Consider the following 21,055-nt stretch of genomic DNA (forward strand, 5'->3'; position numbering starts at 1 on the left):
CCACCCGCCGCAAGAACCCGCATCCTCCGCTACCCTTGGAGCCCGACAGGGCCTCATAGCTCAGGGGACAGAGCACCACTCTCCTAAAGTGGGTGTCGCAGGTTCGAATCCTGCTGGGGCCGCCATATACAGGGTCAACGGATCAGAGCTGTCAAGCGGTTCAACAGAACCCACCACACGATCCGCAGCCACCCTCACCTCGGCGATCGTCTCTGGCAGCAGAGTCACCGAAAGCTCCAGTTCAGCCCGTTCCTTGCTGTAGCCGATCTCCAACCGGAACGCCTCGAACATCGGCCGCAATTCCTCCGACCGAACACCTTCCAGGTCGCGACCGGAAACAGGCAGCAGGTCCAAAAGGCCGGGATCCTGGTCTGCTACCCGGGCGTCCTGGATCACGGAAAGCTCGTCGGTCTTCGACCGGCGCTCCACCTCCAACTCCCCGGACCTGGCCTGGACACTACGCGCCAGGGCACCATCGGGAGCGTCGGCCGCCTCAATACTCCGCACTAACCGGTGTATCCACCTGCCCAGGTCAATGATCTCCGCCCGCAACCGCTCAGCCCGCTGTTTTAGCTCCAGCTAGGCCGATGTGTCGGTCTCGACCAGCATCGCCTGAAGAGGGGACCGCCGTCGGCGGGTGCCCGTCGGGCCGATACCCCTTCTTGGGCTGGCATTTGTAGTAGGTGATCCTCTTGAGGAGCGTGCCGAACTTGCGCCTTCCGCACCCCGGCGTAGGTGCACTTGGCGAAGGTCCGGAACATGTGGCAGCGCGACACCCCGGCCCGCCGAGCGTTCACCACGTCCGACGACTTGCTGCGATGCCGCGCCACCTGCTGGGCGAGGACGAACATCTCCTTCGAAACCAACTCCTCGTGAGTCGGCTACGGCGAGCACACCCACTCCTCCGGCGGGTCGCACGCCCCTCCCGCCGCACGATGCGCCCGGCGGTTCGAGACCATGTAGCCCGTGTACGTGGGGTTCACCGAGATTTCCCGCACCGACGACGCCGTCCAGTACCCGACCGCGTGCTCGTGACCACCTCCGGTCCCCTCACTGAACGCCTCACAGTGCGCGGACACAGGCAGCCGTGCCAAAACTGCAAGGTCGACTCCTCAAACCGCGTTATCAGGCGCCGGCATGCCACTCGCGGCCGCCCGCGCATGGCCATCCGCGGTTCCCGCTTCCGCCAGTGCCCTGCTAATGACCGGGCACCAGGGGGTCGGATTCCGGGCGCTGCCGTCCCCGGCTGAACACGACCTGATCACCTCCCACCCCGCCGAACACGCCACCGCACGACCACCGACACCGGAGTCGACGAGCCGGACGTCGACCCGGGCGAGAGAGGCGCTTGATGGATCCATCCCTCGTCCCCGAACTGCTGGAACTCGGGGCCCCGGTGCTCGCCGTTCTGGCCGCAAGTGCACGGCTCTTGGCCGCAGCTTCGGTGCTCGGATTCCGCCTCGCCCGGTATGCCTACCTTGTGCGCGGGGCGCGGGTCGTGGAAGTCCCGCCGCTGCCGGAAGCCGCCCTGAAGCATGCGGCGGTGTTCCGCTCACACACCATCGGCCTGCTCCTCGTGGCGCCTCCGTGAGCCCTACCGGAGGCGGCAAGGTCGCATTACGCGACGGCGGTCCCCTCAAGTTCGACCATCAGGGTCGGGATCGCCAGCCGTGTCACCCCGAGCATCGTGGTCGGCGGTGCCACCCCAGCGGCGCCCAACCGTGACGCCAGCGCACCGTAGTGCTGGAAAAGCAGATCGACATCAGTGGTGTAGACGTTGAGCCGGACGAGGTTCGCCAGGGACATGTCGGCCTTGCCGAGAACGGCCTCCAGATTGTCGAGACTCAGCGCCAACTGCGCCGCCATGTCACCGTCGTGCTGGGGTTTGCCTTCGCCGCTCATCGCGGTCTGCCCAGAGCAGTACAGGGTTCGGGTGTTCCCGGAGACGATCTCCCCCTGGTTGAATCCCATTTCCGCCGACCACGTCACCTGATTGACCGCCGTGCGCTCTACTGTCACATCAGCTCCATTCGAGTCATTGCGAGTACGTGCGGCCATCGGCTCGGTAGCCGCCGTCTTGACGTCGCGGTGACGAGCCTGCCAGGAAATCACGACATCCTGTGTCGTGTATTCCTGTATGGTTTCCGTATGCGCGCCGACCGATTGGTATCGCTGGTTCTGCTGCTGCGCCAGCACGGTCGGCTGTCGGCGGCCGAGCTCGCCCGCGAGCTGGAGGTATCCACCCGCACCGTGCTGCGTGACATCGAGGCGCTGTCCGCGGCCGGTGTCCCGGTCTACGCCGAACGCGGCCGACACGGCGGTTTCGCACTGCTGCCCGGTCTGCAGACCGAGCTCTCCGGTCTGAACCACGACGAGGCACTCGCCCTGCTGGTCGCCGGATCACGCCGCGGCGCGTCGGTGTTCGGCCTCGGTTCGGCGCTCGCTTCGGCCATGCGCAAGGTGGTCGACGCGCTCCCGGAACACGATCGGGCCGCCGCGGCCAGCTCAGCCCAACGAGTGCTCATCGCCCCCGAGACCGACCTCCTCGCGCGCCGGCTGACCGCCGAGGAGATGCCCGACACCGTCGTGGCCGAGGTCCGCCGCGCAGTGGTCGCCGGACACAAGCTGCGCATTCTCTACGCGGCCGCGGAGCAGGCCCCGAAGTGGCGCACGGTGGACCCGATCGGCCTGGTCAACGTCCGCGATCAGGGCTACTTGCTGGCCACAAGGGCTGGCGCGGACCGCACATACCGGTTGTCCCGGCTCTTGGCCGCCGAGGAACTCGACGAACCCGCACAGCGACCGGACCAGGTGGATCTGGACCGGGTCTGGCGGGAACGAAGTGCCCGATTCCGGACCGGCGGCGACCAGGTCACCGTGCTGGTACGGGTGAACCCGGCGCGGCGCGAGGACCTCATGGGCACCGCCCTGGCCGTCCGCGCCGAAGGAGCCGACGCGGACGGCCGACTGCGGCTGGAGGTGACCTTTCAGGATTTGAGACACGCCGAATGGGCGTTGTGGCAGCTCGCCACGGACGCCGAAGCCTTGGACCCGCAGTGGTTGCGCACCTCCCTGCGCAACCGTGCCGCCGAGGTCGCCGCCCGCTACGGAGCGTCATCCTGATCGTCGGCCTTCTGCGAGCCGCCGCCGACTCGATTCGGACGGCTCCCTGCCGGTAGGCGCCGGGCGCGCCGAACCGCACGCAACACGCGGCGCTGCCTTGTGGACGACCGTCGGAGTGCATTCGTCCGTCGGCAGCATTGATCGAGTGGAACACGTCGAACGTGCCGGCGGGATCGCATCGGTGCCCTACCCGCCACGGCGGGTGCGGCGGAGCTTCGCGAGGCGCTCACGCAGGGCGCGTTCCCCGCTGTGCTGAGTGGGGGCGGTAGTAGTCTTTTTCCCTACCAGTGCGTCCGGCGGGTGCTGCTGCTCCAAAACTCCGTCGGGGCGGCGTAGGGTAGCGGTAGCCAACCGCGTTGCCCAGCTTCTCGGCGCTTGCGTAGCGGCCGCATCGCGGGTGGGCGGGCACCTCACCGACGGCGCCCGCTCGAACGTCGGCCATAGCCTCGTCGATCCCGGTGATCTTCCAGCCCACGGTGCGCCGGGAGGTTGTTGACGATCCCCGCACAGAGCGGGCTGGCGGGAGGGCTCAGGTCACTCACGCGACCGCCCCCAACGCGACCTCCGGGGCTGGCCCAGGATTGATGAAGATTAGGACGTCCTCGTGCTGGATCACCTGCACGCCCAGCCCCTTCGCACGCAACCGCTGGGTTTCGATCAACTGAAAGAACGAGGCGCGGGAAACGACGCCGCCGTCACGCAGCGCGCACAGCAGCGCCACGCACTTCTCGTGTGGCACCAGCCCCGCTCGCACGGCGGCCTGGGACACCTGGCCGGGGAAATCGACCAGCTTCCCCTGCATCCGATAGGGATGGGCGGTGCCCGCCACCACGGCCCCGGTGCGAGCAGCGGGCGGCACGTGGCCAGGATCTGCGTGAACGACTTCAGCAGGGCCTCCGGGCGCTGATAGGCGAGATTCCGCCCGGTTACGCGTGCGGTTGTAGGTGTGCGACCACCTCTCGACCTTCTCCGCCCCATCGCGACGGGAACGCACCAGCCCATGGGTCATGGCCCCGTACGGCGGGGAAGTCAGCAGCAACGACGCCTTCCCCGCCCAGGCCCCGCTCGCGAGCTCGCCAGCGACCTCGCGAGCGTCACCCGCATGCACCTCACCCACACCGTCGGCACCTTGAACAGCAGCGAGCTCAAGATTGACGCGGGCGATCGACGCCCACTTCGCCTCCAGTTCAACGCCCAGCGCCTCCCGGCCGAGGTGGGCAGCCTCCACCAGAGTGGTACCGATCCCGCACAACGGGTCCAGCACGCCCCCGCCAGGCCGGGTGTAGGCAGTGATCGCATGGCGGGCGATTGCGGGAAGCATCTTCCCGGGTGCCCCATCGACAACCGGGAGTAGCGGCCTTCGCGCTGGTAGCGGGCCTGCTTCTGCCCGGTCACCCACACCGACACCAGCCCCGGCTCGTCGCCCTGCGTCGGATCACGGCGGCTCATCGGGACACCCCCACCGGAAACGGCGTCGCGTCCGGGGCCGCTTCGGGTTTGACGCACACCACCACATCCAGGTGCACCGGGTGGTGGATGCGCGCGGCCGCCTGTGCCTCCCACACGCCGAGCTGCCCACCACCCCCGCCGATCGGGGCGGACAGAGCCTCGCCCCGAATTGGAACCGTGATGGCGATCACGTGCTGGATATAGACCAGCTCGGCGCGCTCGACCGCGTGTACGGCAATCGCGGACAAGTCCAGGAACCCGCTGTGGGGGCGGCCATGCCGAGCGATGACAGCGGCATACCCACCAGGACGCAACAGCTCCGCGGCCCGATCGACCTCCTTCCCCACCTCCCGCTCGTAGGCACCCCTGTCTCCGTCGCCGAAGGCACCAGAGCGCGCAGGCAGCGGCACCAGAAGAGCAAGGTCGACTTCTCCAACCACCTCGTCAGGAGCCGACGTCTCACCCGCGACGACCCGTAGCTGGCCATCAGCGGTTCCCGCTTCCGCCAGCGTCCTCTTGGCCTCGTCCACCTCCCCTGGCTGCAAACCGCGCACGGCCACCGCGCCCAACTGCGAGCAGCCATCGGAGCGGCGCATGAGGTCGGCGACCACCCCACCCTGCGGTACGAACTCGGCCAGCAGCCGCCGCACCACCTCACCCATGGCCCCTTGATCAGAGGCGCTCGTGTCGTTCTTGTCTCGGTCCTGTCCACAAGGCCACACCGCAAACGGCGGTCGCCCCTGCTCCCCACGTGAACGTGCCATACCCGCATGCGCCCGCTCACCCGTCCACTTCGCCCTGACACCCCTGAAGAAGCCACGCGAGGCTCCTGATGCGACACCGGTGGGTGGTTGGGCACAGTCGACACCGAGCAGGGCCTGCGCCGCTCCACCAAGGGCGGCTGCTCCACCGGGATCTCGATGATGTGGCCGGTTCCGGACAACCTGCATCGACACGCCAAGCAAGCACTGCTTATAAAGCCGTGACGCACGCGAACGCAGGTCCGAATCTATTGCGCCAATGAATTAATCGTTGTTAGCGTCCCATCCCGCATTGACTCTTCTCACTCTGAATAAGGGAGACCCGATGCGCATTAGATCACTCGCTGCTGTTTCACTGACGCTCCCCTTCGCCCTGACCTTGCTTCAATCGCCAGCCTCTTCAGACTCGACTCCCGTTGAAAAGCCCGAGGTCGATGACGTGGTCGCGTCATCGACCGCCTGCACGACGGAACATGGACTGAGTCCGACGTCAAGTACATGGAAGATCACCCCGAGATCGGTCAGCACGTAACCGACCCTCGAACCTTCGAATACGACGCCTCGGAGGTCGAGGTTAAAGACAGTCCGGCCTCGGCGGATACTCAAAGTGGTGAGATCGGTGTCCAGCTCACCGCACGCGACTTCGTCGGCACCGTGAACTGGAGGTGGAATAACGAAGTGACCTGGTCGTTCGATAAGAGCACCGGTGAGATTGAGGGAACACCCAAGCAGGAGAGCTTCTTCACCGACATCAGCCCGTTCCACTCGGTGAAGGGAACCGGTGTGACGGACAAGATCTCACAGAAGAACGAAGCCTCCGACGACCAGGCCGAGTTGTGGGAGCTCCGCCGCATGGACCACATCGCACTGGAAATTCCGAATCTGGGTGTCGTGTGGAACAGCTATCCGGAGACCACCATTGAGGTGGATGGATCGGGACAGTGGGCTGCGCAGCTTTTGCTGAACGGCGACTACATTGACGGCTCCGGCGGCGACGAGTCCAATCCGTAGATCAACATGAATTTCCCCTTGGTAAACTCTTGCCTGCCGAGTCCACCGCTTAGTTTCGGAGTCAAGTTGGAGCGATATCTACGGATGATCGTAATCTTCCTGGGGATCATCATCGTGATCACGCTGATTCCGATCATTCTGGCGTTGCTGAACATGACCACCTCGGTTACTGGCACTTTCAATCCGTGACGCCACATCGCCTCCCGTTCCTCGGCGTGCGGCCGTTTTAGGCCCCACTCCAAGGTCGTGAGGCCGCCGGTCGCATCCAGCGAGAGACAACGATTAATTCTCCAGCCGCACTTAGTGATCGATGAGGTGTCTCTGGTGCTGGTAGTGGCAGCGGCGGGGCGGGCATGGTGACAGCGCCGCCACCGTGACCATCTGATCCGGTGCGACCAGGCGTGATCAGGCCGGTCGTGGTGGGCGTGCGGGCGGCGAATTTCGTTGACGGTGAGCCCGATCAACTCACCCGGATTGTCACCGTCCACGCCTCACGCGTCGATCTTCCCCGCAGGCCGGGCCCCTGTGTGGTGGGGCCGTACTCCTCGCCTGCCGGGCCGCCCTGCCCTCTGGGTGGATCGGCGCCCAGGAAGGCCAGGCGGGCATGGGCTACATGCTTACCCCCTGAGTACACATGTGTATGCCCATGTAGAAGCTGAAACCCCCTACCGATGGGAGGTACACACACCGCGCGTACGTCCGCACCCACCCGCCGCGCACCCTCCTACCGCCCCACACACCTGTCCCTAGGATGGCCGACCCCCGACCCCCACACCATCGGACACCCTATGAAACACCTTGCCCCCTACCGGACCGCGTGCGCCGTGCTGTCGCTCGTCCTGGCGGTGGCCGCGACCTCGGCGGCAGCACCCCCGGCCAATGCCGAGCAGAAACGGGATATCGCCTCCGCGGCACGCGACTACTTCGCCGACCACCCCGCCACGCCCGACAAACCCGACCCAAAGCCTGATTTCGGAGACCGCGACAGAGTCGTTGACGTGTGGCTCAACGGGGAAATCTCCGTTGACCAGCTGGTCAAGTACGGGATGCTGAACGTCACCGACCCCAAACGCCTTCCGAAGAAGCTCCGGCCGGACCTCACAGCGGACCTCGCCTACACCCCCTATCTTTCCTACGTGCTCAGCCACAAGGACAAGGCGTCAGCCAAGACCCGCCAGTGGCTGGAAAACTACCTCGAACCGTCCCAACCCGAGGGCGAGAACCCCAACGGCACATCCCGAACCGCCAAAGGAGCCTGGAAGGACTGCGCCAACCCCGAAGAGATCACCGGAGTCGTCTTCCACTGCGTCACCAAGCGCAAGCACACACAGGTCCGCTACAACATCGGAGAAGGCGGCGTACCCGCCCGCGACTCCTCGCCCGCCAATGGTGTCCCCGACGCCGTAGACGAGATCCTGTCCGCTCTTGAGGACGCTTATGGCACCTACACCGGAATGGGGTTCCGCCACGGCGAGCCGGGCCGCATCATGGCCGTACTCGGAGTGGTACCTCCCGGCAATGCGGTCGTTCCCCCGCTTCCGTCCACCAAGTACGGCCACATGATCTTCATGTCCGGCGACCCCGCCGAACTAGGGGGCAACGGGCGGAACGAAGGAAGGTACAACTACCTTCCGCGCCACGAACTCCACCACGTGTTCCAGTACAACTACATCGCCGACTGGAACGCGATCGGCGCGACCACCAACTGGTGGATGGAAGCCAGCGCCGAATGGGGTGCAGGTCAGAGCCTGCGCAGCGGAAGCGGAAGCTCGATGTATGCAGAAGCACTTGACGAGTTCCTCATGTATCCGGAATTGGCGATCAACGCCCATGACGGACTCGGTGGCGCACGCCAGTACGGGGCGTTCGCTGTGCCCGCCTATTTCACTGAGGCCGTGTCGCGTAACTTCGTGCTGGACACCTGGCGGGTGCTCGAAGACGCCGGTACCCCGATCGGCGCCATCCGGTTCGCTACCGCCTACCAGGGCCGCGGCATAGACGAGGTCCTTTTGGGGTTCGCGGCCGCCAACTACCGGCTCGACCGTGGCACCGATATGGGCTACTACCTGGGGGCACCCGACGGGTACAAGGACTCCCGCGTCCGGGACATCTGGCGGGCCGAACTTGATGGGAGACGTCCCAAGCACAGTTACAAGAGCATGGGATGGGGATCGAAGTTCAGCAGCTACGCCAGGGTCAGCCCTGGAGGAACCACCTACATGGAGTTCGCCCCCACTAGCAGCGGTTCCGGACGCCTGGTCGTCAATCTCACCGGGAATTCGAGCTTCCGGTACGTGCTGGTGACCTGGTCATCCGGTGGCGGCGGCCGCCCGAGCATGACACCGGTCGACTACTCCAAAGGCGCCGGTTCAGGTCAGGCTGTGGTCTCGCTGAAGGCAGGCCAGACCGCCACCCTGATTGCGGTGCGAACCAAGTTGGTCGCAGACTCCAACGCGGCTATGAAGGACAAAGCCAAGCTGTCATGGTCGGCCAGCCTGCACCGCAACACGGGGGGTAAGCGTCTGATGGTGGTGGGGGACTCCATCACCCACGGCAACGAGGGGTCCCACAGCTGGCGCTACGCCCTCAACCGGCACCTTGAGTCCAAGGGCGAAAAGATCGACTTCGTCGGCCCCCGCAAGGGCGCTTACGACATCCACACCGACAAGCGCAACATCGCCCTACTGGAACAGGAAGAGCTTCCGCCCCAGGAGTACTACCCGGGGCCGTCCACGGCCCGCTACTGGCGCAACGACTTCGACCGGGACCACAACGCGATGTGGGGATGGACGTTCGCCAATGCGAACAACACCATCCGCCGCGATGTCGAAACCTACGACCCTGACTATCTGCTGATCGCGTTGGGGTTCAACGATCTCGCGTGGGGGTACAGCGACGCGCCGGGGACGGTGGCCTCAGCCCGCAAGATGATCAGTGAGGCGCGCAAGGCCAATCCTGACATCAAGGTTCTGATCTCCAACGTCGTGACCCGCACGGTCCAGCCGGAGTTCGAATGGCTGAACCCGGAGATCCGCGAGTACGCCGAGCTGCTTCGGGCCGAGGTGCCGCGCCTGTCCACGTCGCGCTCCCCGGTGGGTCTGGTGGACCTGGTGAGCGGATACAACCCCGCCGCCTACGGGTGGGACGGGCTTCACCCCAACACGAAGGGCGACTACTTCATCGCTTCGAAGTTCGCAGGCGCCCTGTCATCGAAGTACGGGGTCGGCGGGTCATTCGGTCCTATCCCGAGCAACCCGCCGGATGTGCGGTTGACGCGCCCGGACTGGCTTGAGGTGCAGGTGACCACCGAGGGGTTCCGTATCAGCTGGGACCGCGAGTTCGGGGCCGCCGGGTACTACCTGTGGACCAGGGATGCCACCGAGAACGGAGAGTGGCACCTGCTGCCGCTGCCGGTGCCCGGGGACTACTTCAAATCGACGTGGGTGCGCAAGGGCCACCGGTATGAGTTCAAGGTGTCAGCTGCCCGCGGACCCGGCCAGGTGGGGCCGTCAAGCCCCGTCAGGGGGGCCGTGGCCGCGCCTAAGACGCTTCCCGGACCGCCGAACGTGGAAGCGCTGATCGACGGCAATGAGGTGTTGTTGAACTGGGGCGATATGCCCGGTGCGAGTTCGTATCGGGTGTATTGGCTGGAGGCCGTAGGCCACTACCCGGAGTTGTGGACGAAGTACACCACGAAGACCAGCATGCGGATCAAGGGACTCGAACGCGGGATGACCTACCGGATCGGTGTGTCATCGGTGAACAAGTACGGCGCCGGAATCCCTTCCGGGGTGCTGTATGACGTCACCATCCCCGGGGCCGCCCGTTCCCAGGGCAACGGTTCGGGTGTGCTGCCTGAGGGGTGGGGCCCGCAGACCGAAGCGATCGTTCAGGGCGACCGGCCGTGGGAGGGCTACCCTGATGGGGCATTGCCGGTCATCGGTGACGAAGACGCCAAAAAGATCACGGAGCAGGCAAACCGCTAGAGCCGGTGCGGACCACAAACGCGTGTGTGGCCCGCACCCTCCGGGGACGGAGGCCGATCACCTGTGGGTTCGACCAAGGCACGCCTAGCCGCGGCGATCGCCATCGCCGCCAGCTGCGCATCGTGCACAACACCACCGGACTACGCAATCCGCAACGACCTGGATGTACCCGTGGACATATGGGTGTCCTCTACCGGACGGGAACTTCCCCCTCCGGACATCGATGATGTCCCGTTCAAGGAGAGGGCTGTGGTTCTTCCAGGAGACGTGGAAGAGCAGTCTTTGGATCTTGAAACCCACCCCTGGCCGTTCTCCCTATGGCGCGAAAGGTGTGCCAAGAACGAGAACATGTTCTTCGCCGCTATCACGGAGGACGGACGGATCTACACATCCGACACTGGGTTGTGCGAGAAAGGCATGTGGGTTATCACCGAGGATTCTGCCATAGATCCGTGACAGTTCTTCACTCGCGAGGGGGAACGGTACGGCGCTACTATTCGACGAATAGCTGATGCTCGGTACATCAGTTGCTGATTCCGAAGTCGGATATCAGCATCCCTGACTTTTCCACCTGGAAGGTCCTTAACGGTGTCACCAAAAACCACGCTGGCTCACAGTTTCCTAATGAAGATCTCGCGTTTGGAAGCGGCACATCAGACACGGCCCCGCATTGGACCGGATCGCAGCGGAACGACGAGGAGAAATTGACGATGATGTTCAACGTGGGGTACTTCACACGTCGGGTTGCGATGGACCCCAAGAAACTCAACTTCGCTGTAATCGATATCGAAACCACAGGGCTAGATCCCGAGAGGGACCACATCGTTGAGTTTGCTGTGATCAACATGCGGGGGACGGGTGAGGTCGCTGGTTCGGCATCCACATTGGTTCAACCACCGGGAATTGTCCCTGAGGACGCCACAGCCGTCCATGGTCTCACCACCGATTCTCTCCGCTGCGCCCCCACATTTTCTGACGTCGCCGACGATATATGTGCCCTCCTGTCGGGTTCTGTCGTCGTGGCCCACAATATGGCCTTCGATGGGGCTTTTCTCGCGTCCGAATTTACTCGATCTGGACTCGAGGGGTTTTCCTTTCCTGCGGCGTGTACGCAGGTCACCGCCTATGGGCATCTCATCGCCACGCGACGTAAGCTCAGCTCACTGTACCGGCTCGCTACCGGAAGAGGCACGAGAAGCACACATCAAGCAGAGGTCGACGCCGCAAAGACGGCAACCGTGTTGAGCCGCTTCATAGGCCACACCCCAAACAAGCTCTTCTACAAGGGTGCAAAGCCTCAGGATCTGCCAATAGAAGCTCCGTTCCACCCCTCCGCCTTCACCCCTCGGAAACAGCCAGCTGTCGATCGATTTCTCTCCTATGTTCCTCCAACACCTTTCTCCGAACTACCTCCATGGCATGCGAATTGGGCTCCCCGGGAGGTACCTGCCGAAGCCACATGGGAATGGGGTGAGATTCGCTCTACTCGGGGCATGACGACAGTCTCACCGCCAACCAAAGAAAGCTTGCGAAAAGATTGGAATGGACGGGAGTCCGGAGGTGCGGGCCGCCTTGGGGATCTTCCGCCGGAGAGCACGGACGCTATGATCGACGCGCTCATGACACGCATCAGGGGGTGGCGCACATTCCACCCAGAACGACGTAGTGAGCTCAAGAGAATTCTCCTTGAGAACGCGAAACGCGCCGGAGGCGACCTCAACCACGGATTCAAAGTGGCCGATTCCGAGGCTCAGAAGACCTACCTCTGTGAGCGCGACGTGAAGCACCATCGGATCGGCTCGACCTGCACCACATCAGGCTGGTCGGACGAGACCCTCATCGCCTACCTGGAGGGACGGCTGCGCCCAGACAACCCACGACGGGAAGAGATCGAGGTGGCGTTGGAGGCTGCGCGCTCGCGAAAGCGAAGTCTGTGACGCAGGTGCCGCCCCACAGTGCGGTCGGTGCTGCGCTGGCGGAGCCGACAACAGCCGTCTCACTCGTAGGCGCGTCGGCCCACACGCGTGGGTTCTGCTTCCCAAGCTGATAACGCGGGTTCAATTCCCGCCATCCGCTGGTCCTGTGAACTGGGGTCGGGGGCCAAGCACACCCGACCCCAGTCTTCTATTGCCCCATCGACCGCAGAGGCAGCGTTGCGCGGATCGTCAGTTGGCGACGGCCGCCGGGGTGACCGTTTGCGTAGACTCCCCCTGGGGCCGCCATACCAACAGTCAACGGATCAGAGCCGTCACGCGGTTCAGCAGAGCTCACAACCTGATCCGTAATCACTCGCACGTCGTTGATGGTCTCCGGCAACAGCACCACCCCGACGTCCACCTTCTCCTCCGCCTTGTCGACCGCCACTTGCAGCCGGAAGGCCTCGAACCACGGCCGGAGCAGCTTCCCGGGAACCTGCGCGAGGTCCGCAGACGTGATCGGCAACACGTCCAACAGCCCGACGGGTTTTTCCGAACCGGCGCTGCACCGGATGATCGGGGCGGTGCTGGCCGAGCTACACGATGAGTGGCAGACCATCGACCAGCGCTACTTCTCCGCAGGATCTATGGCCGCGCTCCTGGGTGAGCGGGCGAGGACTGGGCAGTCGGCGCGGGCCCTACGAGGTCGGCCCCAGGGGATCAGAGCAAGGGTTCAGTGCGCTCGTGAATTCCCACCACCCCACGGGACGTGACCTGCCCCGCAGTCGGCCGTCGGGCGGGGATCCTCATCCCTCAGTAGGCAGGGCCCCTTTCGAAGGCGCTTGTCCATAGGGCCTTTTCCACGAACGGACCCGCTCTCGATCGGGCGCGGGTCCGTTTCCGCAGGTCAGGGGGACGGGCTCACCTCCCCGCAGCGGCCGCCTTGGTCTTGGCGTTGTTGATGCCGATCAGGGTGGCAATCAGGGCGACGAGGGTGAAGGCGCTGCCGAGCAGGAACGCACCCGAGATCCCCTCGGTCATCGCGCCCGCCGGGTCGGCTCCGGTCGCCTCAGCGCCGCGGCTCACCGCGCCGAACATCGCCACCAGAACGGCGAGGCCGAGGGCGCCGCCGATCTGCTGGAGCGCCTGGAGCAGCCCCGAGGCCGCTCCGGAGTCCTCGGCAGGCACGCCGGAGACGATGATCATGTTGAGCGGGACCACGCTGAACCCGACGCCGATCCCGAACAGCACCATCGGCCCGAGCACACCGGTCAGGTAGGTCCCCTCCGGGCTGAGCGTGGTGAGCCACAGGGCCGCGACGCTGATCAGCGCCACGCCCGTCGCCGCGATCGGCTTCGGACCGGTCTTGGGCACTAGCTTGAGGACGACCTGGGCCCCGACAAAGACCGCGACAGCCATAGGCAGGAACGACAGCCCCGCGGTGATTGGCGACTGCTCCAGGGCCTCCTGAAGGTACTGGACAAGGAAGAAGAACATCGCGAACAGAGTGGCCGGCACCAGCAGCATGTTCAGCAGTCCGGCGGCGCGGCTGCGCTCAGCGAACAGGCGCAGTGGCATGATCGGCTGGGAGGCCTTGCCCTCGTTGAGGACGAACAGCGCCAGCAGGACCAGGCCAGCCGCGAAGCAGCCGATGGTGACTGGGGCTCCCCACTCCCCTTCCGCGGCGCGCAGGAAGCCGTAGACCAGTGCGGTCAGGCCGGCCGTGGAGGCGAGGGCGCCCGCCAGGTCGAACTTGCCCTCGTTGCGCTCGGCCTCCCGCAACGCCAACGGGACCAGCAGCACCACGATGACGCCGATGGGCACGTTCACTAGTAGCACCCAGCGCCAGGAGGCCAGAAAGGTGATGACACCGCCGAGCAGCAGGCCCAGGGCCATGGCGGACCCGGTGACGGTCGAGTAGACGGCCAGGGCGCGGTTGCGTGGCGGCCCCTCCTCGAAGTGGGTCATGAGCAGGGCCAGGGTGCTCGGACCTGCGAGTGCGGCCCCGACACCCTGCAGGGCGCGGGCAGCGATGAGCATCTCGGCCGAGACCGCCAGTCCGCCGATCAGGGAGGCAGCGGTAAAGATCAGCACGCCGACGACGAAGACCCGCCGACGGCCCAGGATGTCCCCGGCCCTGCCGCCGAGGAGCAGGAGTCCGCCGAAGGTCAGCGCGAAGGCGTTGACGACCCAGGCCAACCCGGTCGGGGTGAAGCCCAGACCCGCCCGGATGTCGGGCAGGGCGATGTTCATGATCGTCATATCGAGCATCAGCATCAGCTCGACTCCCACGATCACCACCAGCGCCAGGCCGGGCCAGAGAGGCGCAGCGGGCGCAGGCGCGCCCTCCTGAGCGGAGGGCGAGGATGCGGTGGACACGGTTCTTCCTCCCGGAGGTAGGCGGGCGCATACGCGACCCCAATAAGGAACGACAACGTCCACTATATAGTGGACGTGTGCGTCCACTACAAGTCTTAATAGGATTGAGCCCGAGCTCCGCTGCGGAAGAAAGGTGGTCCTTCGATGCCGCCCAGGACAGTCGGTCCGAGTAGGGAGGCCACCGCCCAGACGCGCCGCCGGGGCGAGGAGCTCAAGCAGGCCATCTTCGGCGCCGTTCTGGACGAACTGCGCACCACCGGCTACGCGCGCCTCACCATGGAGAGCGTGGCCGGCGCGGCGGGGACCGGCAAGTCCGCCCTGTACCGCAGGTGGCCCGACAAGGAGGCGATGGTCCGCGACGCCCTGCGCAGCACCCTGCCCGACCCCGACGAGGTCCCGCGCACCGGTGACACCCGCACCGACCTCGTCGCCCTCCTCCGCTTCCTGCAAGCAGTGTTCAACCGCACCCGCGGCACGCTCTTCCAGGTCGCCGCCTCGGAAGCGGGCACCGACACCGGGTTCATGCGCTCGCTGGTCAACGACCACGTGGTCACCCCCTGCAAGGTGCGCATCGGGGAAGTGCTGCGCGACGCTCTGCCCGACGGGGGCGAGCCCCCCAGCGATCTGGACCTCCTGGCAGAGGTCGGCCCGGCGATGCTCACCCACCGCTGTCTGACCGGCGATGCGACTATCTCCGACGGCTACGTGGAGGCCGTCGTCGATGGCGTCCTGGCGCGCCTGACCGGGCAGGGCCCCGCGAGGGGACCAGACGCCCGCCCGTGACCTGGGCCGACCCGAGTCTCGCCCGTTCCCCGGCCCCTGGGCAGTCTTCGTGACAGTCGGGAAGTTCTGGTCAGGTGAGTCGTGTAAGCATGTGCCAGGTGGTCGCCCACAAGACCATGGCCTCGTGATGGGCGGGCAACCGCTCGTAATCGCACACGCAGCGGCGGTGCTTGTTGGTCCAGGCCAGGGTGCGTTCGACCACCCACCTGCGGGGCAGCACGACGAACGTGGACCGGCCGGGCGGCGTGCGCACTATTGCCACAGCAGTCCGCAGCCGTGTGGCCGCCCGCTCCACCAGTCCGCCGGCGTACCCCGCGTCGGCCCACACCAGGCGCAGCATCCAGTGGGCGGCGGCGATGCGCGCGAGCAGGGTGCGGGCGGCGTCGCGGTCCCGCACGTCGGCCGGTGTGACCAACACGCCCAAGACCAGGCCGAGCACGTCGACGGCGATGCGGCGCTTTCTTCCGCTGGCCTTCGTGCCGGGGTCCCAGCCCCGCCAGGCGCGGGAAACGCTATCGACGCCGCGCACCTACGGGGAGTCGATCACAGCCGCGCTGGGTTCGGCGGCGCGGCCTGCCCCTACCTGGAGGAAGTCGCATAGCTCGGCGCGGACGCGGAGCATGGTGCCCTCGGCCGCCCAGCGGCGCACGTATTCGTAGGCGGTCTTGCCAGGAGGGAAACATCCAGGCAGGTGGCGCCGTGGGCAGCCAGTGCGTAACGGGGACCGGATCGCGTTGGTGATCGCGCGGGCCGAGTGCGTCCGGGGCGTCCCCTGCGTGCGGGCCGGGCAGGCAGGGGAAGCACGGAGAGCATTTCCCGCTCCCGGTCGGACAGATCGTTGAGGAAGCGGTCGCGCGCCCGCGCGCCGATGCGGTTGAATGGCACCGAAGCTCCTGGTCAGGCTGTATGGATTCGACTCCCATGCCTCTACCAAGAGCTTCCTTGCGTACGCAGGTGAATCCGCAGATCAAGCGGCCGATCACCCCCCTCCACGACTTTCCGACTGTCACTAAGGTCTCGGCACACCCACCGGTGTGCGGCAGGGGCCAACGCCCGGCGCCTCACTCCCGCCATCGTCAGCGCTCGACTCGGGGCGACTATTCGAAGCGCGGCGGCTTGCCGAGGGCATGCAGGACTGTGGCATCCACGAGGACTCCATATCGTTGCTTCTCGGTCATTCGCGCCCGGGGCTCCACCCCCACGGCGTCGAACCCGCTCGGTGTAGCGTCGGCTCTTCTACCTGATCGTTTTGCTGGTCTGTCCCCTCCCCGGCCCGCGTCCCGGCCCTGTCGGCGTCGTGCGCGTAGCCCTTTCACGTCCCGCCGCTCTTCCCTCCCGTTCGCTTTCGCCCCTCCGCTCCCTCGCAACGCCCGCGCCGTGGCCGAACCCGGCGAGATATTGCGCATTATGAAACTGGTTGCGCTATAACCAACTCTCGTCGAGAATGTGGGTGCAGGTTTACCAACAGTCCAACGTCGCGTTCCTCGCCCCGCGCTTCCGTCCGGGAGGGCCGCGCACCGGCGGGACGAGGGACCGCTAGGGGTGATGTCGTTGCGTTTCCCGACCGACCTGGAGATCGCCCGCGACGCGGCCCTGGAGCCGCTCACGAGCCTTGCCGAACGCATGGGCCTTCCGCCCGAGCTGCTTGAGCCCTACGGCGACCACGTGGCCAAGATCCGTACGTCCGCTCTCACTGAGCTCACCGAACGACCGCGCGCCCGGTACGTCGTGGTGACCGCGGTGACGCCCACCCCACTGGGTGAGGGCAAGACCGCCACCACGGTCGGACTGGGCGACGGACTCAACCGCATCGGCCACCGCACCTCCATCGCGCTGCGCCAGCCCTCCATGGGCCCGGTTTTCGGGATCAAGGGCGGTGCGGCCGGCGGCGGCTACAGTCAGGTCGTCCCGATGGAGCGGCTCAACCTGCACCTGACCGGCGACATCCACGCGGTCGGAGCGGCCCACAACCTGCTGGCCGCGCTCGTGGACAACCACCTCTACCGGGACAACGCCCTGGACATCGACCCGCACGACATCTCCTGGCGGCGGGTGCTCGACGTCAACGACCGCTCCCTGCGCTCCGTCATCACCGGCCTGGGCCGCCGGGTCGACGGTGTGCCGCGCCAGACCGGTTTCGACATCACGGCGGCATCCGAGGTGATGGCGCTGCTCTCGCTGTCCTCCTCCACGCGCGACATGCGCGCGCGGCTGGGGCGCATCATCGTGGCGAGCAGCCGCGCGGGCAAACCGGTGACCGCCGAGCAGATCGGCGGCGCCGGGGCCATGGCGGCGGTCCTGCGCGAGGCGATCAAGCCAAATCTGCTGCAGACGCTGGAGCACACCCCGGTCCTGGTGCACACCGGCCCGTTCGGCAACATCGCCACCGGCAACTCCTCGGTGATCGCGGACCTGATAGGTCTGCGCTGCGGCGACTTCCTGGTCACCGAGGCCGGGTTCGGCGCCGACATGGGGGCGGAGCGCTTCTTCAACATCAAGTGCCGCGTGTCGGGCGAGGCCCCTGACGCCGCCGTTGTGGTGGCGACGGTGCGAGCGCTCAAGGCCCACTCGGGCCGCCACGCGGTGGCTGCCGGGCGCCCGCTCCCCGAGGAGATGCTGCAGGAGTCCCCCGAGGACGTCCGTGCCGGTGCGGCCAACCTCGTCAAGCAGATCGAGAACTGCCGTCTGCACGGGGTGTCCCCGGTCGTCGCGGTCAACGCCTTCCCCACCGACCACGCCTCGGAGCTGGAGGAGGTGCGCCGGATCGCCGCCGACACCGGGGCGCGCAGCGCGGTGTGCACCAACGTCGCCGACGGCGGCCGGGGAGCCGAGGATCTGGCGCGAGCCGTGGCCGAGGCGGCTGGAGAGCCGTCCGCGTACGCACCGCTCTACCCCGAAGACGCCTCGATCCGCGACAAGGTGGAGGCGGTGGCGCGCAGCGTCTACGGGGCCGACGGCACCGAGTTCTCCGAGACGGCCGAACGCCAGGTACGGGCCTGCGAACGCAACGGCCTCGGGCGGCTTCCGGTGTGCATCGCCAAGACGCACCTGTCGCTGTCCGCCGATCCGTCCCTGCGCGGCGCGCCCACCGGCTGGACACTGCCCGTCCGGGAGGTCCGCCCGGCGGCGGGCGCCGGGTACGTCTACCTGATCTGCGGGACGATGCAGACCATGCCTGGGCTGGGTAGCTCGCCCGCTGCCTACGGCATCGACGTCGACGACGACGGAGAGATCACCGGCCTGTCCTGACAGGCCGGTGGGGCGGGCGGTTTCCGGTCGGCGGCCTTCGCCACCCTCGCGCTGGAGACCGCCCGTCCGCGACCATTAACACGGCGTGCCTCATCGACGGCGAGGGACGTGGCGTCGACCTCCTTCGGCGCTGCCGTGCGTCGGCGAGGAGCCGCGACCGGAACGTGGATACCGTCCGCGACGGGGAGAAGCGGGCGTGGCCGTCCGCCCCGCGTCGCCGCGTCTCTCCGCGCCACCACTCCCCCGGTCATCTGGCCTCGCTTCTGCGCCAAGCGCCGCCTCGCCCGCACGCGGGATGCACGGCGTCGTGGCCATCCGTGAGCGCGCACCCACCACTCGTCCGCAGACAATCCCCCAGGTGCGGGTATATAGCGTGGGACTGGGAAGACGCGGCAGCCCATCCGTGAGAGAGGGAACCATGAAGGTCCATCTCCACAACCCCAAACGCGAGATCGAGGTGACCGGGCCCCTGAAGGCCAATGAGCTGTGCGCCCAACTCGGCCTCAACCGCGAGTCGGTGCTCGTCATCCGCGGCGACGAGCTGGTCGTGGGCAACACCGTTTTGGACGACGAGCAACCGGTGGAGATTCGCCCGGTCATCTCCGGCGGCGCCGAGTAGCGACCGCCGGTCCCGTAGAGCCGCGAGGGTGGGCCCCTTCCGCGGTGGCCCCGCCCTCGCGGCGGGCACGGGGCGGCTACGTGCCCGCCGACGAAACCGCAGCCACCTCCCGAAGGCGAGGTACAGCGACGATGAGCGCGACAAAGTGCCACCGCTGCGGCGACCGCGCCGCCATCGAGCTCCGCCAGCACCGTATGGTCTACTGCGCTGAGTGTTTCCTGCGGCACTGCCGTGAACAGGTGCGACGCACCATCGATCGACACGCGATGCTCTCCTCGGACGACCATCCCCTCGTCGCGGTCTCAGGCGGCAAGGACTCACTCGCGGTGTGGGACATCCTGCTCGACCTGGGTTACCGGGCTGACGGCCTGTACCTGGGGTTGGGGATCGGCCAGTACAGCGAACGCTCGGCGGAGCACGCCCGGGAGTTCGCCAAGCGGCGCGGGCCGCGCCTGATCGAGGTGGATCTGGCCGACGAGGCCGGCTTCGCGATCCCGCAGGCGGCGCGCGGCGCCCGGCCCGCGTGTTCCGCGTGCGGGCTGTCCAAACGGCACATGATCAACAGGGCGGCCCTGGAGCACGGTTACGAGGTCGTGGTCACCGGTCATAACCTCGACGACGAGGCGGCGGTACTGTTCGGCAACGTGCTGCGGTGGGAGGTCGACTACCTTGCACGGCAGCGCCCGGTCCTGCCCGAGTCGGAGGGGTTCGCCCGTCGGGTGAAACCCCTGGTCCGGCTGAGCGAGCGTGAGACCGCCGCTTACTGTGCGATCCGGGGCATCAACTACATCATCGAGGAGTGCCCCATGGCGGGGGGCAACCGCCACCTCGCCTACAAGGAGATGCTCAACCAGCTGGAGGAACGCCAGCCCGGTGCCAAGCTCTCCTTCGTCAGCGGGTTCGTCAACCGGGTGCAGCCGATGCTGTCGCATGCGGCCGACGCGGGCAACGCGGACGAGGCGGAGGTGCACCCGTGCTCGCGGTGTGGATCGCCGACGACGTCGGAGGTCTGCGCGTTCTGCCGGCTCACCGACCGTGTACGCGATGCTGCACCCACCGGGCGGCGTGGTCGGAGGCGCACGCGGCGGGCCGCCCAGCGGAGTCAGCACTGAACGAGTGCGTCGCGCCCGGGCGGGCCGCGAGCAAGACCCGCTGGTTCTTCTGGTGTTCCGGCGGCGCATCGCACTAAAATGGAGAGAGTTCTTTGGAGGAGTGCAGGCCCACGGGCCCCTTCCGGGAATACCAGGCACGGCCATGTGTTGACGATAATAAGATTTTCCGTGGAAGCCGACCCGCCGTGAGTGTCCGGTGGGGAGCACGCGGATATAGGAATATCAGCGACCGAGTTCTTTGCCGCGCCCAGCGTGGCGGGGCGTATGCTCCTGGAGAACTCAACAGCGCCTAGGTCACACGCGGTGTGAGCTCCGTCCGGCCGCGGGCCTAGGCCCGAGCGTCTGCTTACTAAAAACACAGTTCCGTGCGAAGTCCTACGACGCTGTATACGGACTGACGCCTGCCCGGTTCCGGAACGTTAAGAGGACCAGTGAGGCGGGGCAACCCCCCGATTCTGGGAATCTAAGCGGCGGTAGACGGCGGTGATAACTATACCCATCCTCAGAGAGTGAAATTCCTTTTCGGGTAAGTTCCGAACCGCGCCCAAAGGTTCCCTCGGCCTGGTTGGCAATCAGGTGGTGAGTGTAAGTGCACAAGGGAGCTTGACTGTGAGACGGACGTGTCGAGCAGGTGCGAAAGCAGGGACTAGTGATCCGGCACCGGCGT

20 protein-coding genes, 1 tRNA gene and 1 pseudogene are annotated in these 21,055 nt (G+C 66.4%); 13 read left to right on the forward strand and 9 right to left on the reverse strand.

The annotated features are described in order from the left end of the window. Positions 1 to 49: 49 nt before the first annotated feature. Together ABD259_RS21685 and ABD259_RS21690 are read left to right on the forward strand one after the other, a co-directional pair. A tRNA-Arg gene (locus ABD259_RS21685) sits at positions 50 to 125 on the forward strand. A gap of 1,226 nt (positions 126 to 1,351) precedes the next feature. Beyond that, positions 1,352 to 1,591: a hypothetical protein gene (locus ABD259_RS21690; protein ID WP_344164925.1), complete on the forward strand. Its 240-nt coding sequence runs from the start codon at positions 1,352 to 1,354 to the stop codon at positions 1,589 to 1,591. Between the two features lie 26 nt (positions 1,592 to 1,617). On the opposite strand, the gene ABD259_RS21695 is transcribed toward ABD259_RS21690, so the two are convergent. After that, positions 1,618 to 1,971: a RidA family protein gene (locus ABD259_RS21695; RefSeq protein WP_344164982.1), complete on the reverse strand. Its 354-nt coding sequence runs from the start codon at positions 1,969 to 1,971 to the stop codon at positions 1,618 to 1,620. A 177-nt stretch (positions 1,972 to 2,148) separates the two neighbouring features. On the opposite strand from ABD259_RS21695, the gene ABD259_RS21700 reads away from it, so the two are divergent. Next, positions 2,149 to 3,123 (forward strand): helix-turn-helix transcriptional regulator, encoded by a 975-nt coding sequence (locus tag ABD259_RS21700; protein WP_344164928.1) that lies wholly within the window; start codon positions 2,149 to 2,151, stop codon positions 3,121 to 3,123. 226 nt (positions 3,124 to 3,349) lie between these two features. On the opposite strand, the gene ABD259_RS25955 is transcribed toward ABD259_RS21700, so the two are convergent. From ABD259_RS25955 to ABD259_RS21710, 3 genes are all read right to left on the reverse strand, one after another. Next, a complete protein-coding gene (locus ABD259_RS25955; protein WP_425573557.1) occupies positions 3,350 to 3,631 on the reverse strand; it encodes an AAA family ATPase in 282 nt (93 codons plus the stop codon). Positions 3,632 to 3,661: 30 nt separating this feature from the next. Further along, positions 3,662 to 4,444 carry a TRM11 family SAM-dependent methyltransferase gene (locus ABD259_RS21705; protein WP_344164931.1) on the reverse strand — a complete coding sequence of 261 codons (783 nt, stop codon included), beginning with the start codon at positions 4,442 to 4,444 and terminating at the stop codon, positions 3,662 to 3,664. 124 nt (positions 4,445 to 4,568) lie between these two features. After that, positions 4,569 to 5,234 (reverse strand): hypothetical protein, encoded by a 666-nt coding sequence (locus ABD259_RS21710; protein WP_344164934.1) that lies wholly within the window; start codon positions 5,232 to 5,234, stop codon positions 4,569 to 4,571. A gap of 189 nt (positions 5,235 to 5,423) precedes the next feature. Between ABD259_RS21710 and ABD259_RS21715 the strand changes: the two genes are divergently transcribed. Continuing rightward, a complete protein-coding gene (locus ABD259_RS21715) occupies positions 5,424 to 5,558 on the forward strand; it encodes a hypothetical protein (protein WP_344164937.1) in 135 nt (44 codons plus the stop codon). 273 nt (positions 5,559 to 5,831) lie between these two features. Next, positions 5,832 to 6,344 carry a hypothetical protein gene (locus ABD259_RS21720; RefSeq protein ID WP_344164939.1) on the forward strand — a complete coding sequence of 171 codons (513 nt, stop codon included), beginning with the start codon at positions 5,832 to 5,834 and terminating at the stop codon, positions 6,342 to 6,344. Here the strand turns inward: ABD259_RS21720 and ABD259_RS21725 are convergent. Then, positions 6,305 to 6,832, reverse strand: coding sequence for a hypothetical protein (locus tag ABD259_RS21725; RefSeq protein ID WP_344164941.1), 528 nt, complete (start codon positions 6,830 to 6,832; stop codon positions 6,305 to 6,307). The genes ABD259_RS21720 and ABD259_RS21725 overlap by 40 nt on opposite strands. A 300-nt stretch (positions 6,833 to 7,132) precedes the next feature. Here ABD259_RS21725 and ABD259_RS21730 point away from each other — a divergent pair, with 300 nt between their 5' ends. From ABD259_RS21730 to ABD259_RS21740, 3 genes are all read left to right on the forward strand, one after another. Further along, on the forward strand, positions 7,133 to 10,330 hold the full coding sequence (locus ABD259_RS21730; RefSeq protein ID WP_344164943.1) for a GDSL-type esterase/lipase family protein: 3,198 nt from the start codon (positions 7,133 to 7,135) through the stop codon (positions 10,328 to 10,330). Positions 10,331 to 10,393: 63 nt separating this feature from the next. After that, positions 10,394 to 10,786, forward strand: a complete 393-nt coding sequence (locus ABD259_RS21735; RefSeq protein WP_344164946.1) for a hypothetical protein — start codon at positions 10,394 to 10,396, stop codon at positions 10,784 to 10,786. Positions 10,787 to 11,040: 254 nt separating this feature from the next. Continuing rightward, positions 11,041 to 12,267, forward strand: a complete 1,227-nt coding sequence (locus ABD259_RS21740) for a 3'-5' exonuclease (protein WP_344164949.1) — start codon at positions 11,041 to 11,043, stop codon at positions 12,265 to 12,267. A 187-nt stretch (positions 12,268 to 12,454) separates the two neighbouring features. On the opposite strand, the gene ABD259_RS21745 is transcribed toward ABD259_RS21740, so the two are convergent. Continuing rightward, positions 12,455 to 12,781, reverse strand: coding sequence for a hypothetical protein (locus ABD259_RS21745; protein WP_344164952.1), 327 nt, complete (start codon positions 12,779 to 12,781; stop codon positions 12,455 to 12,457). Here ABD259_RS21745 and ABD259_RS25960 point away from each other — a divergent pair. Beyond that, positions 12,750 to 13,019, forward strand: a pseudogene (locus ABD259_RS25960) (hypothetical protein); the annotation flags it as partial. The gene ABD259_RS21745 and the pseudogene ABD259_RS25960 sit on opposite strands and share 32 nt — an antisense overlap. A 148-nt stretch (positions 13,020 to 13,167) precedes the next feature. Here ABD259_RS25960 and ABD259_RS21750 read toward each other — a convergent pair. Next, positions 13,168 to 14,625 carry an MFS transporter gene (locus ABD259_RS21750; protein ID WP_344164955.1) on the reverse strand — a complete coding sequence of 486 codons (1,458 nt, stop codon included), beginning with the start codon at positions 14,623 to 14,625 and terminating at the stop codon, positions 13,168 to 13,170. 144 nt (positions 14,626 to 14,769) lie between these two features. On the opposite strand from ABD259_RS21750, the gene ABD259_RS21755 reads away from it, so the two are divergent. Further along, positions 14,770 to 15,408, forward strand: coding sequence for a TetR/AcrR family transcriptional regulator (locus ABD259_RS21755; protein ID WP_344164958.1), 639 nt, complete (start codon positions 14,770 to 14,772; stop codon positions 15,406 to 15,408). A gap of 70 nt (positions 15,409 to 15,478) precedes the next feature. Here ABD259_RS21755 and ABD259_RS21760 read toward each other — a convergent pair whose 3' ends face one another. Together ABD259_RS21760 and ABD259_RS25965 are read right to left on the reverse strand one after the other, a co-directional pair. Beyond that, entirely contained in the window at positions 15,479 to 15,937 is a 459-nt protein-coding gene (locus tag ABD259_RS21760; RefSeq protein ID WP_344164961.1) for a transposase, read from the reverse strand. Further along, on the reverse strand, positions 15,938 to 16,342 hold the full coding sequence (locus ABD259_RS25965; protein ID WP_425573558.1) for a transposase: 405 nt from the start codon (positions 16,340 to 16,342) through the stop codon (positions 15,938 to 15,940). Positions 16,343 to 16,953: 611 nt separating this feature from the next. Between ABD259_RS25965 and ABD259_RS21765 the strand changes: the two genes are divergently transcribed. The 3 genes from ABD259_RS21765 (at position 16,954) to ABD259_RS21775 (ending at position 20,388) form a co-directional block, all read left to right on the forward strand. Next, positions 16,954 to 18,657 carry a formate--tetrahydrofolate ligase gene (locus ABD259_RS21765; protein WP_344164964.1) on the forward strand — a complete coding sequence of 568 codons (1,704 nt, stop codon included), beginning with the start codon at positions 16,954 to 16,956 and terminating at the stop codon, positions 18,655 to 18,657. 418 nt (positions 18,658 to 19,075) lie between these two features. Next, positions 19,076 to 19,276 (forward strand): ubiquitin family protein, encoded by a 201-nt coding sequence (locus ABD259_RS21770; RefSeq protein ID WP_344164967.1) that lies wholly within the window; start codon positions 19,076 to 19,078, stop codon positions 19,274 to 19,276. 131 nt (positions 19,277 to 19,407) lie between these two features. Beyond that, complete coding sequence (locus ABD259_RS21775) at positions 19,408 to 20,388, forward strand: PP-loop family protein (RefSeq protein ID WP_344164970.1); 981 nt, start codon at positions 19,408 to 19,410, stop codon at positions 20,386 to 20,388. The last annotated feature ends 667 nt before the right edge of the window (positions 20,389 to 21,055 follow it).

This window comes from Nocardiopsis rhodophaea, from assembly GCF_039530945.1.
GTDB classification, from domain to species: Bacteria; Actinomycetota; Actinomycetes; order Streptosporangiales; family Streptosporangiaceae; genus Nocardiopsis_C; species Nocardiopsis_C rhodophaea.

Coding starts and splice junctions, on each gene's coding strand:
- ABD259_RS21690 (WP_344164925.1), top strand. CDS start 1,352: ATGGATCCATCCCTCGTCCCCGAACTGCTGGAACTCGGGGCCCCGGTG.
- ABD259_RS21695 (WP_344164982.1), bottom strand. CDS start 1,971: ATGGGATTCAACCAGGGGGAGATCGTCTCCGGGAACACCCGAACCCTG.
- ABD259_RS21700 (WP_344164928.1), top strand. CDS start 2,149: ATGCGCGCCGACCGATTGGTATCGCTGGTTCTGCTGCTGCGCCAGCAC.
- ABD259_RS21705 (WP_344164931.1), bottom strand. CDS start 4,444: ATGCTTCCCGCAATCGCCCGCCATGCGATCACTGCCTACACCCGGCCT.
- ABD259_RS21710 (WP_344164934.1), bottom strand. CDS start 5,234: ATGGGTGAGGTGGTGCGGCGGCTGCTGGCCGAGTTCGTACCGCAGGGT.
- ABD259_RS21720 (WP_344164939.1), top strand. CDS start 5,832: ATGGAAGATCACCCCGAGATCGGTCAGCACGTAACCGACCCTCGAACC.
- ABD259_RS21730 (WP_344164943.1), top strand. CDS start 7,133: ATGAAACACCTTGCCCCCTACCGGACCGCGTGCGCCGTGCTGTCGCTC.
- ABD259_RS21740 (WP_344164949.1), top strand. CDS start 11,041: ATGATGTTCAACGTGGGGTACTTCACACGTCGGGTTGCGATGGACCCC.
- ABD259_RS21755 (WP_344164958.1), top strand. CDS start 14,770: ATGCCGCCCAGGACAGTCGGTCCGAGTAGGGAGGCCACCGCCCAGACG.
- ABD259_RS21765 (WP_344164964.1), top strand. CDS start 16,954: ATGTCGTTGCGTTTCCCGACCGACCTGGAGATCGCCCGCGACGCGGCC.
- ABD259_RS21770 (WP_344164967.1), top strand. CDS start 19,076: ATGAAGGTCCATCTCCACAACCCCAAACGCGAGATCGAGGTGACCGGG.
- ABD259_RS21775 (WP_344164970.1), top strand. CDS start 19,408: ATGAGCGCGACAAAGTGCCACCGCTGCGGCGACCGCGCCGCCATCGAG.